The 12,124-nt window shown below is 66.3% G+C and carries 6 protein-coding genes; 5 read left to right on the forward strand and 1 reads right to left on the reverse strand.

The window, feature by feature from the left end:
- Positions 1–153 precede the first annotated feature (153 nt).
- From FOZ76_RS21210 to FOZ76_RS21220, 3 genes are all read left to right on the forward strand, one after another.
- Positions 154–1,530 (forward strand): NosD domain-containing protein, encoded by a 1,377-nt coding sequence (locus FOZ76_RS21210; RefSeq protein ID WP_143950262.1) that lies wholly within the window; start codon positions 154–156, stop codon positions 1,528–1,530.
- 276 nt (positions 1,531–1,806) lie between these two features.
- Complete coding sequence (locus FOZ76_RS21215; protein ID WP_143950263.1) at positions 1,807–2,079, forward strand: hypothetical protein; 273 nt, start codon at positions 1,807–1,809, stop codon at positions 2,077–2,079.
- Between the two features lie 582 nt (positions 2,080–2,661).
- Positions 2,662–8,694, forward strand: coding sequence for an autotransporter outer membrane beta-barrel domain-containing protein (locus FOZ76_RS21220; RefSeq protein ID WP_143950264.1), 6,033 nt, complete (start codon positions 2,662–2,664; stop codon positions 8,692–8,694).
- 169 nt (positions 8,695–8,863) lie between these two features.
- Here the strand turns inward: FOZ76_RS21220 and FOZ76_RS21225 are convergent, their stop codons facing one another.
- Positions 8,864–9,784, reverse strand: a complete 921-nt coding sequence (locus FOZ76_RS21225; RefSeq protein WP_143950265.1) for a DMT family transporter — start codon at positions 9,782–9,784, stop codon at positions 8,864–8,866.
- A gap of 115 nt (positions 9,785–9,899) precedes the next feature.
- Here FOZ76_RS21225 and FOZ76_RS21230 point away from each other — a divergent pair, with 115 nt between their 5' ends.
- Both FOZ76_RS21230 and FOZ76_RS21235 read left to right on the forward strand, forming a co-directional pair.
- Positions 9,900–10,850, forward strand: a complete 951-nt coding sequence (locus tag FOZ76_RS21230; RefSeq protein WP_143950266.1) for a LysR family transcriptional regulator — start codon at positions 9,900–9,902, stop codon at positions 10,848–10,850.
- Between the two features lie 198 nt (positions 10,851–11,048).
- Positions 11,049–12,086 (forward strand): TRAP transporter substrate-binding protein, encoded by a 1,038-nt coding sequence (locus FOZ76_RS21235; RefSeq protein WP_143950267.1) that lies wholly within the window; start codon positions 11,049–11,051, stop codon positions 12,084–12,086.
- The last annotated feature ends 38 nt before the right edge of the window (positions 12,087–12,124 follow it).

The raw sequence follows: 12,124 nt of genomic DNA on the forward strand, positions 1-12,124 counted from the left end.
GTGCCCGGATACTGGCGGGGAGCCATGGGCGCCTCGGGCGCAGGCGGCCTGAGGGCCTGATCCGGACGCGTTGAGCGGGGCGTTGCAGGAACATGCACAAGATCTGTGTATGCTGGGAATCGCCGAGCCACCCTGGAGGGACAGGTACCCGCCATGCAGCGATTCAATCAGCTTGTGATCACCCAGGCTTCCAGCGGCCTGGTGTTCATGCCCGGGGCGACAGTGTCCGTTTATTTGAACGGCACCAGTACGTTGACCGACATCTACAGCGCGAACGATCCCGGCGCCGTGATGGCAAACCCATTCCCGGCCGATGCCAGCGGCAACGCGGATTTCTACGCGCGCAATGGCCGCTACGACGTACGGGTGGAGCAGGCGGGATATCCGACGGTGACGATCGAGGATGTGCTGCTCAGCGATCCGGCCGACGAGGACTACGAAGAGATTATCGCAGGCGCCATCCAGGTGAAGGGTGGCCAGGTATCAACGGCCGAAGAAGATGCCGATGCCCCGATTCCGTCGGTCCTGGAGGACGACGGGGCCGGGCCGCTGAATGTACAGGCCGAGGCTTTTCTGAAGCGGCTGAATGCGTTCCGCGGTTCTGACGGGTCCAGCCTGGTGGGCTTTGTTGCTGGCCGCAGCGTATCTGCTCGTCTGAATGAATATGTCAGCGTATGGGACTATGCAAGCCTGATTACTGAAAGGCCGGACGCCAATGATCCCTCCACATGGACATGGACGCCGGCCATTGCTGCCGCTCTGTCGAGCGCCGCAACGTTGCGTAGAACGGTTCGCCTCCCGGAAATCGGAATCATGATGTTGTCGCAGCGCGTCACGGTTCCGCCGGGAGTCCGCCTTCACGGGAGCGGGATGTGGGCTAGCACCCTGAAGCTGAAGCCCGGTGTGAACGATCGGGTATTGGTGTTGATGGAAGGGGCCGTTGCCACGGACCTGTCGGTCGATGCGTCCGGGAATCAGGATGGAACCCTGTCAGCCGCCACCATGCTCACCCGCTCGACGGCAGAACGGGTACGGGCGATAAACGGATACAGCGGCATTGCGCTGTCGGAAGCTCACCATTGCACGTTGCGAGACATCGTGTCCGACGACAATCAGTCTCGTGGGGTCATCCTCGATCCTTTCTCTTCATTCAACCGGATCGCCGGCCTTTCGGCGACGGGTAATGGGAACGCCGGCATTCTGTTCGGCCACGGGGCGTCGGATAACCTGCTGGACGGTTTCGACATACAGAGCACCAACAACCCTGGAATATGGTTCCACCAAGGCGTGAAGCGGAATCGGTGCAGAAACGGGATCATTTCATCGCCGATCTCGCCCGGCATGGTGGCAATCAACATTACCGCGAATGCCCAGTACAACGAAGTCACCGACACCGACGTGATAGGTCATGATCGGGTGGTGCAATTCATTGGCATTGATGTCGATGGCGTGCATGCCTCGATACCCAACGGCGATACCTCGAACAACCTCATCCGGGTACGGGCCGTGGGCAACAGCACGATGTCCTAGCAAGCCGCCGTGATTTTTCAGCGGAACGGATCATCGCCTCAGCCATGCCACAGCAATCGCATCGAAGACTCCGACTTTGCCGATTTCCATCGCGTGTTCAGAAACATCAACGGCGCCGGTGATAACACGGTACTCAAGAGAGTCCGCACTCGGAACATTGGTGCCGGCGGCGTCATGAGGTCAATGCGAGCGTCGGCGCAGGGAGCTGCCTCGATAGCCTATATCGATGACGTCCAGGGTTTTACTTCCAGGACAGTCCTATCGGCGTCTCTCCCGGTGGACTCCACCGGAGAGAAGACCCTGACCATCACGCATGGCCTTGGTTATGCGCCGACACCGGCAATGTGGTCGGCATCGATCGTGCGCGACACGGTTGTTGCTGATTTTCAGATCGGCAGGGTTTGGATTGTCCAATCTACGGATCTCGTGGTCGGAATCCGTGTGTTGATCACGGCTGCCTCCTCCACGGCGGGTGCCGTGGCGACGTTGATGGCGCGCCTGGACGCGCTGTCGGCAGACGGATTCGATCTTCGAACCATGAATGCCTGAGCGAGGGCGGCAACGGCGCTCGCCGCATGCCGCTCCACCATGTCGAAACCGCGTCGCCCGAGAATCCGGGATCGGTCCCCGTGCTTGCATGCCCTCGCCACGTCGGTACCTACGCGCCTCAGCCTGGATGCCGGTGCCGACACCAACACCCAGGGCGTTGCAGCCCACGAACTACAAGGGCGGATCCGTAGGCTGAGCGTATAAAAAAATAACAATCCATGCAGCCTGGAGCGTCAGCATGTCACGCAAACCTGCAGGTCTCAAGCCCTGAAGCCCGGCTGCCGCCGAGCGCATTCACCATAGACACGTCCTGGCCCGTTTGCCGAGTTGGTGGGGACGGCATAGCGTCAAAATTGAGACGTTTGGATAACCATTACCCATCTGTTAGTGATAATGTTCGTCACATCGACGAACAATTGTTTACCCTCCCAACGTGCGTTTGCCCAGCGGTTAGGGCGCGTTTTCCCATCCCATCCTCCCTGAGAGCCATTGATGACAGCCCGGAAACCCCGCCGCGTCGCCTCGACGCAAGCGCCCCGATACCAGCGCACGCTGTTGGCCCAATCGCTGCAAACGGCCCTGTTGCTTCCTTCTGTCGCCGTGGCGATGCTGCTGCCCGCCATGGTCCTGGCCCAGCCCGTGAACCTGGATGCATCGGCAGCCGCCGGAACGGACGGGAGTGCCGGCCATTGTTCGGCCCCCGGCGGGTGCTGGTCGAACGGTTCGGGCAACGGCCATGAAGCCCCGACAACGCCGACTGCGGGCAGCCTGGTGCAGGAATACCCGTCCGGCTGGAACCTGCAGGGCGATGCCGCGAATCCTGCGGTGACTTTGACCGCCAATGGCGGCAAGGGGGGCAAGGGTGGCGACGCCGCATCGTCGGTCGCCACCGAGTGGCAGAACGGCGGCGCCGGCGCGGACGGCAGCAGTGGTGGCGCGTTGAGCGTGGAGTTCCAGCCCGGCGCGAGCGCCACCACCAGCGGCCCGACCTCCACTCTCAGGCTCACGGCGAACGGTGGCGACGGCGGCGGGGGCGGAATGCCGGCCAATTACGGCAAGAGCGGGCAGGGTGGCCGCGGCGGTGACGGCGGCACCATCGTGCTCAAGGCCAACGGGTCCATCGTCAACGCTGCGCCTTACTCGGGGACGCAGCTTGCGCCGGCAGCCGTGGTGCTCGTGGCCAACGGCGGCAATGGTGCGAGCGGCGACAACTATTCCGCAAAGACCTCCGAGGACACAGCCCACGGGCCCGATGGCGGCGCCGGGGGCACGGGCGGCAACATCACGTTCTCTGCGTTCGACGACAGCGGGCGGCCTTCCATCACGTCCAATGGCGCGGGCGTGATCGCCTCGACGGTGGGCGGAAACGGCTCCTACGGCGCCGAGGCGAACACGACGGCTGGCGATGGCAGGCATGCCAAGGGCGGCGCTGGCGGGGCGGGCGGCCGGGGCGGCATCGTGCTCATCAATACCGGCAATGCCACGCTCAGTGTGCGCGGCGTGCAAGGTCACAGCACCGGGGAGACCTACGTCATCGATCCCAGGTCGCCAGACGTTCAGGCGGCGCTGTCCTTCACGTCCGGCGCCGTGATCGCGCAGAGCTTCGGCGGCGACGGCGGCGAGGGCGGGGATGCCGACGGCAACGCGGATCCGGCCAACGGCGGTGCCGGGGGCGCCGCCGGCGCGGGGGGCAGCGTCTCCGTCTACACAGCGGGCACCCTGACGTCGCAAGACTATGGCACTGCCGGCATCGTCGCGCAAAGCGTGGGCGGATCGGGCGGCAACGGCAATACCGCGGGCTCCATATACAAGGCCAAGGCAGGCAACGGCGGCCTGGGCGGGGACGGCGGCACCGTCACCGTGGCGGCGGATGACTATGCCGGCAATACCGGCCCGAGCGCGCTCATCAGCACGCTCGGCGACGATGCGAACGCGATCATGGCGCAAAGCATCGGCGGTGGCGGCGGCAACGGCGGCAGCGTTTCCGTCAGTGGAAGTCTCACCACCTTGTTCTCGGTCGCCGTCGGTGGAGACGGCGAAGCGGGCGGCAAAGGCAGCACGGTTCGTGTCAGCCTGGGTTCGGTCGATCCCCAGACCGGTGCCGTGACGAGCGGAGCGAGCATCTCGACCAAGGGCGCGCGCTCCGCGGGCGTGCTGGCCCAGAGCGTCGGCGGCGGCGGCGGGAGCGGTGGCAGCGCCAGCGCGCTGACGGCGGGCGGCGTATTGTCGCTCGCGATCGGCGGTACCGGCGGCAGCGGCGGCACTGCCGGCACCGCCGCGGATTCCTGGCAGCAAGTCCAGGTCGACAACTACGGCAGCATCTGGACCGATGGAGAGCATTCCGCAGGTATCCTGGCCCAGGCCATCGGCGGCGGCGGGGGCAACGGCGGCGCGGCTCACAGCCTGGACATCGGCGCGCAGATCACCAATGCCGTGGCCATCGGCGGCGACGGCGGTTCGGGCGGCACCGCTGGCAACGTGAGCGTGAACCATCACGGCCAGGTCGTGACCGAGCAGGGCGACTCCTATGGCGTCCTCGCCCAGAGCATCGGCGGGGGCGGCGGCAACGGCGGTGCGAGCTTTGCGGAGACGCTCAACGCCTTCAACTCCCCGGACTTCCCCTCCGTCAACATGAAGACGGCCGTCGGCGGCAAAGGGGTCTCGGGCGGTGACGCCGGCAACGTCACCGTGGACAGCGATGGCGTCGTGCTCACGCGGGGCGCGGGGTCCATTGGGCTCTTTGGGCAAAGCATCGGCGGTGGGGGCGGCAATGGTGGAGACTCCACCGCGATCGGGGTTGCAACCTTCAACTCCACGGTGGACCTCTCGGTCGCGGTCGGCGGTTCCGGCGGGGCCGGCGGACTGGGCGGCGCCGTCAACCTGACGAACGATGCGGGCTCCGTGATGACCTTCGGTACCGGCGCCATCGGCATGTTCGGCCAGAGCATCGGCGGTGGCGGCGGCAATGGCGGATCGAGTTCCATCGATACGGCGTCGTTCCTGAGCGAGAACGAGGGCGTCACGACGACCGTTGCCATCGGCGGTAACGGCGGGTCCGGCAACCTGGGCGGCGACGTTACCGTCAACAACCTCAATTGGGGATCTGTCACGACCAACGGCGACGGCGCCATCGGCCTCGGCGCCCAGAGCATCGGCGGCAGCGGCGGTATCGGCGGCGCCTCGGCGGCCGGTGGATCCGGCGGCAACATTGTCGTCAATGTCTCGCTGGGCGGCGACGGAGGTTCAGGGAACCACGGTGGGAAGGTCACCGTGCAGAACGACGGCTCCATCCTGACGTTCGGCGGCAAGGCGGACGGTGTGTTTGCGCAGAGCGTCGGCGGCTCGGGCGGCAGCACCATAGACAAGTCGACCTCGGGCGGAGGCACCGACCCCGAAGTGCGCGCCGCGGACTATCTGGCGGGTGGGCTGGGCATCGGCAGCAATGTCATCGACAAGGGCAATGGCCTCTACGACATCGTCAAGGACGAAATCATCGGCGACAAGGCCATCGACGCGCTGCGCGACGCCTTCACCAATTATGTGACCAACAACCCCGAGCCGGGGGAGGCGGGAGCCGATCAGGAGTCTTCCTGGACGGTGACGGTCGACGTGGGCGCCACGATCAGTGGACAAGGGGGTTCGGGCGGTGACGGTGGCCTGGTCACCGTCAACAACACCGGCGTGATCGAGACGCATGGTCCCAACGCGGCGGGCATCTTCGCCCAGAGTGTGGGCGGCTCCGGCGGCTCTGCCAGCGCGGCCAAAGCAGAGAACAATCCGCAAGGCCTGGCATCGACCAACATTCCTCTCTCGGGCTCCGTCGCCATCGGCGGTGGCGGCGGCAGCTCCGGCAAGGGCGGTGACATCGACGTCACCAGCAACGGCGTGATCACGACGTATGGCGATGCGGCCAACGCCATCAGCGCGCAAAGCATTGGCGGCGGCGGCGGCAGCGGCGGCATGACCCTGGGCGATCCTACGCGCATCCAGGTCTTCAACGTCTCGCTGGGCGGCAGCGGCGGCGCGAACGGCGTCGGCGGACACGTGACCGTGAATACCGGGGCCCAGTCCTCGCTCGATACCAGCGGCGTGTCCTCGCACGGTGTGGTCGCGCAGAGCATCGGTGGCGGTGGCGGCACGGCCACACTGATGCGTTCGCAGAATTCCACGTTGGGCGGAACCTACCAGAGCGCGGTCGACTGGTCCCCGGTGGTGACGACCACGGTGGGGGGCAGCGACACGCACAGCGATTGCGGCGGCACCGGCGCGGCGGCCGTCAGTTGCGGCAACGGCGGTCAGGTCGACGTGGCGGTATCGAGCATCCGGACCCGCGGCGCCGGCTCGCACGCCGTCGTGGCGCAAAGTATCGGCGGCGGTGGTGGCATGCTGGTCGGCGCGGTTGCGCAGGACACGGCGCAGGCGCCACTGTTCGGCACCGGCGCCATGGTGGGCGACGGCCAGACGGTCAATGTGACCGTCAACGCTGGAACTATGGTGTCCACGCAAGGCGACGGATCCTATGGCGTCATTGCCCAGAGCATCGGCGGTGGCGGCCTGCTGGCCACACGTCCGTCGAGCGGGACCGGCGGCATCGCAGCGTTCCAGCAGAACGGCAGCTTGAGCGGCAATGGCGGCGAGGTGAACGTGAACGTCGGCGGCGGCGCCTTGGTCACCACCAGCGGAACGGGATCGCACGGCATCTTCGCGCAGAGCGTGGGCGGCGGCGGCGGGCTGGCGATGGACGCGGACAGCGTGCTGATGGGCACGGCCGGCGGCAGCGGCATCTCGTATCCGATCTATGTCAATGTCGATGGCAAGGTGCAGACCACCGGTACGAACGCCGCTGCGGTCTTCATCAATCCGGACGGCCAGTACGGCTCGAACAACGAAGCCGTACTCACCGTGGGCGCCAACGGCGTGTTGAGCAGCGCCGGCGATCTGGGCACCGTCGTGTTCCGCGGGCTCGCCAATACGGACACCAGCAACAAGATCCACAACTACGGCACGATCGAGGCCACGCAGGCCGGCGGCAACGCCGTCTACTCCTACGGTGGCGCCACGCTGAACCTGGACAACTACGGCTGGATCATCGGCAACGTGAAGCTGGGCTGGGGAACCTTCAGCATCCTCGAGAACGGCGGCTGGACACCGGGCGACTACAGCTATGCGGCGCAATTCGTCAACAACGTCGAGATCGACATGTACGGTTCGCACCTGCTGGAAGGCGACCTGGTCAACAACAACCTGCTGTACAGCAATGTCGACTTCGCGGCCGGCACCGGCGGCGTGGCCCATGTGACAGGCACCGCGACGATGAACCCCGGCTCGCGCATCATGATCGAGCCCAAGACGCTGACGGCCACGCCTTTTACCGTCCTGAAGGCCGACGGCGCCCTGCAGCTCAATGCGGTGCCGACGGTGGTGGGGCGCAACGCGGGCCAGTTCACGTTCGGTCTCGATGTCCAGGACAACTCGATCGCGGTAACGCCACAGGCGAACATCGCCGCGACTGCGCAGCGGTTCTCGGCCAGCCCCGCCACCGTCAATCTGGCACAGCACCTGGACGCCGGCTTCACGCGCAACGTCGGGTCGGAGATGGCGCAGCACTATGCCACGCTTGCCAAGGTCCAGGACGGCGACGAGCTGACGAGCGTGCTCGGGCAGCTCGGCAACGAAGGCGTCCAGGCGGCGAGTATCTCCCATCTGACCCGCAGCCACGACTTCGTGGGCCGCATGAGCAGTTGTCCGCAGTTCGGCGAGAACGGCGCCGGATCGAGCGAGGGTTCCTGCACTTGGGGCCGCATCATCGGCAACGAGTCGCGGCGCGACCCCAGTTCGTCGAGCAACGGCTACAAGACCGAGGACTACACGGTGCAGTTCGGCAGCCAGATGCGCCTGCGGGACGACTGGTTCCTCGGCGGGTCGGTCTCGGCGGACCGGACGAGGGCGCGCGACAGTGCGGGCAGCGCCTCGGTGAAAGGCCGCGGCTTCACGGTCGGCGCGGTGCTGAAACGGCAGTTCGGCGACTGGATGGTGTCCGGGGCGGTGGATGCCGGTATCGCCGACTACGATGCCGAGCGCCGCATCCGCTTGCCCGAGTTCGACCGTACGGCGGAAGGCTCGTTCAAGGGTCGGCACGTCGGGGTCCATGCCCGTGTGGCGCGCCAGATCCCGTTCGATACCTGGTATCTGAAGCCCTACCTCGATCTGCACGCCACGCGCATGCGTACGGACGGCTACGAAGAGACTGGTGCGGGTGCGTTGAACCTGCGTGTGTCGAAGGCCAGCGACACCCTGCTGGCCGCGTCGCCCATGCTCGAGATCGGCCACCGGATGCGCCTGGGCAACGGCCTGCAACTGCATACTTACGCGAGTGCGGGCATGACCGCCTATAACGACAGTAGCTGGGGCGCCGACGCGCAACTGATAGGTGCCGTCGCCGAAGCGGGGACGTTCCGAACGGTATCGTCCGCGCCTAGCACGCGCGCCAAGTTGAACCTGGGCGCCAATCTGATCACCCGCCGCAACTTCGACCTGAGGTTGGAATATTCGGGCGAGTTCGCCAGCGGCTACCGTTCCCACAACGGCTCGCTCAAGCTCAACTACATGTACTGATGGATTCCGGAAAGGTATCTCTTCCGAGCGTGCGTTCCTGCGGGATCGGCGTCGCAGAGTAGTTCGAGAAGTACCGGGCGGCCCTTGCCGGCGTGTGCGAAGCGCAGATGGTCCGTGGAGAAGTGCAGCGCCGGAATGTCTCCGGACGACGAGGAAGGCGAGAAGGCTTTCATCGCCGCGCCGCTGCCCCACGCCGCCCGGTATGCCACTCCAGCAACGCGATGCTCACGCCGCTCGCGCAGATGATGGCGATGCCGACCCAGGTGAAGGCGTCCGGGAAGTGGCCCCAGACCAGCCAGCCCAGTGTGCTAGCCGAAATGATTTGTGCATACATGAAGGGCGACAGCAGCGAGGCAGGTGCGAGGCGAAAGGCCTGGATCTGGAACACGTGGCCCAACGCGCCGGAGACGCCGGTGGAAATCAGTACGAGCCACTGCAGTGGCGTGAACGCGGCGAGGACGTCCAGGTTGGACGGCAGGCTGAAGGGCAGGGCGATGGTCAGCACGATGGTGCCGACCAGGCCGCTCCAGATCAGGGTGGTGATGGGGTCGTCCTGCGCCACGCGGCGCGTGGCGATGTACTGCGCGGCAAAGCACATCGCGGTCGCCAGGCCGAACAGGATGCCCAGCGGGTCGAGCCCGCTGCCCGGGCGCACCACCACCAGCACCCCGCAGAAGGCGACCCCCGCGGCCACCCAGCGCGAGACGCGCCTGGGTTCGCCGAGCAGCCAGGGCGAGGCGGCGAGCACGATCAGCGGCGCCATGAAGTTGATGGCCGTGGCCACGGCCACGGGCAGCCGCTGCAGCGACGAGAAGAACATCAGGGTGGCGAGCAGCATGGCGCCGCCGCGCACGATCTGCGCGCGCGGGTTCTGCGAGCGCAGCAGCGCCATCCCGCGCGAGGGCAGCGCCAGCGAGAGCACCAGCACCAGGTGGACGACGTAGCGCACCCAGCTCAGCACCAGGATCGTCAATCCGGTCTGCATGACCCATTTGCCGCTGGTGTCGAGCGTGGAGAGGCACCATTGGGAGAGCAGGACACAGCCGATGGCGGCGAAAGGGTTACCCAACGGAGATTCGGCTTGGCGCATGCGTACTGAGAATGGCGGCGTCTGCCCCGCGGGCGGCGTCGCTCATGGTTCTGGTGGCGGGCAAAGCCGTATTCTTTCACAGCTTGGCCGCGCGCGACTGATCCATAATGCGTGCATGATCGATCTGCGCAACATCGAGACCTTCTACTGGGTGGCCACGCTGGGCAGTTTCCGCGCCTGCGCCGAGAAGCTCAATACCACTCAGCCGGCCATTTCGCAGCGCATCGCCTCGCTCGAGGATTCGCTGGGCGTGAAGCTCTTCGAGCGCGATGCCCGCGGCGTCAGGCTGACCGGCAAGGGCCATGAGCTGCTCTCGCACGCCGAGCGCATGCTCCAGGTGCGGCAGGACATGCTGCAGGCGGCGCGCGAGCAGAACGTCATGAGCGGTAGCCTGCGCATCGGCGTGGCCGAGACCATCGTGCAGACCTGGCTGTCGGCCTTCATCGAGTGCGTGCATACCATGTATCCCGCGCTGGTCCTGGAGATCGACGTGGACACCAGCGACGTGATGCGCGCCCAGTTGATGTCGCGCCGCATCGATCTGGCTTTCCTGATGGGGCCGGTGCTCGAGCCGCGCGTGGAGAACCTGCCGCTGGGCGGCTATCCGCTGGCCTGGGTGGCGAGCCCCTTGCTGCCCCTGCCGCCCGAGCCGCTGACGCTCGCGGACGTGGCCGAATTCCCGGTCATCACCTATCCGGCCAACAGCCAGCCTTATCAATACGTGCGCGACATGCTGATGCGCGCCCGCGTGCCGCAGCCACGCATGTATGGCAGCGCCTCGCTGTCGATGGTGGTGCGCATGGCCAAGGACCGCATCGGCGCGGCGGTCATCACCCCCGTGTTCCTGGACGCCGAGCTCGCCGCGGGCGATCTGCGCGTGCTCGACGTGCAGGCCGAGCCGCTGCCCGATCTCTCGTTCACGGCGACCTGGGTGCAGGGCCCGGACAGCCATGCCGAGCGCATGCTCGCGCTGCTGGCGCAGCAGACCGCCCAGCGCGCGCGCGTCTCGCGCCGCGTGGCCCTGCCCAGGCCGGCGCGCCGCATCGCCCGCAAGCGCCAGACATAAAGAATATTTATGACCCCGCATCCGATCTTACGATTGGACGCCAAGGGAAGTCATGCGTTGCAATGCGTCAGCAGATCCTGCCGGCCGAACCCCGGATGCGCCGACACAGCGCGACGCGGGGCGCGGCGGGTCGCTACCGTTGCCGCGACATGCCATCGGGAGGCCGCGCGCACCACCATCCCGCTTTCGGAGCCTCGCATGAAGAACACCTTCGCCATAGCCGCCGTACTGCTGGCCGGCGCCGTCCAGGCCCAGGACCTGCCCAAGACCCAGCTCAACGTCGTCGGCGGTCTGAGCAACCTCACGGCCTACACCGAGTACGAGCGTCCCTTCTGGACCAAGACGATTCCCGAGCGTTCCAACGGACAGATCACGGCGCGCATCCGCGGCTTCAACGAGATGGGCCTGAAGGGGCCTGAACTGATGCGCCTGATGTCGCAGGGCGTGGTGCCGTTCGGCACGGCCACCCTGGCCTATTTCGCGAGCGACGATCCGATCAACGAAGCGATCGACCTGGCCGGCCTCGCCCCGGACGTCGAGACCGCCCGCAAGGTGACCGAGGCGTTCGAGCCGGTCTACGCCAAGGTCTACGGCGACGGCGCGAACGTGCGCCTGCTCGGCGTCTCGACCTATCCGGCCCAGGTGTTGTTCTGCAATGCCGAGATCACGAGCCTGGCCGACGTCAAGGGCAAGAAGGTGCGCACCAGCAGCCGCACCACCGCCGAGTTCGTCGAGGCGTTGGGCGGCACCAGCGTGACCATGCCGTTCGGCGAGGTCGTGCCGGCCATGCAGAACCGCGTCGTGGACTGCGCGATCACCGGTTCGCTCTCGGGCTATTCGGCCAAGTGGTATGAAGTCGCCACCCACCTGTACGCGCTGCCCATCAATTGGAACCAGCAGATCCACGCCGTCAACCAGAAGGTGTGGGATGGTCTGGATCCCAAGGTGCAGGCCTTCCTCGAGACGAACATCCGCGAACTCGTGGACGACATCTGGGACGCCGCGGCGCGCCAGACGCAGGAAGGCTACGACTGCAACACCGGCGCGGATGCCTGCCCCTACGATGTCAAGGGCAAGATGACGCTGGTCGAGCCGAGTGAGGCCGACCGTGAATTGCTCAAGAAGGTCACCCAGGAAGCCGTGCTGCCGAAGTGGGCCGCGCGCTGCTCGGAGCAGTGCGTGACCGATTTCAACGCCACCATCGGCAAGGTGCTGGGCGTTACCGCCAGCCGCTGATCGTGCTGCGGGGGCCGGTGCAAGGCCGGCCCCTCCGA

The organism is Verticiella sediminum (assembly GCF_007558815.1).
Classification (GTDB): Bacteria; Pseudomonadota; Gammaproteobacteria; order Burkholderiales; family Burkholderiaceae_B; genus Verticiella; species Verticiella sediminum.

Bases quoted from the DNA above. Each gene is read 5' to 3' on its own strand.
- FOZ76_RS21210 (WP_143950262.1), top strand. From the start codon at position 154: ATGCAGCGATTCAATCAGCTTGTGATCACCCAGGCTTCCAGCGGCCTG.
- FOZ76_RS21225 (WP_143950265.1), bottom strand. From the start codon at position 9,784: ATGCGCCAAGCCGAATCTCCGTTGGGTAACCCTTTCGCCGCCATCGGC.
- FOZ76_RS21230 (WP_143950266.1), top strand. From the start codon at position 9,900: ATGATCGATCTGCGCAACATCGAGACCTTCTACTGGGTGGCCACGCTG.
- FOZ76_RS21235 (WP_143950267.1), top strand. From the start codon at position 11,049: ATGAAGAACACCTTCGCCATAGCCGCCGTACTGCTGGCCGGCGCCGTC.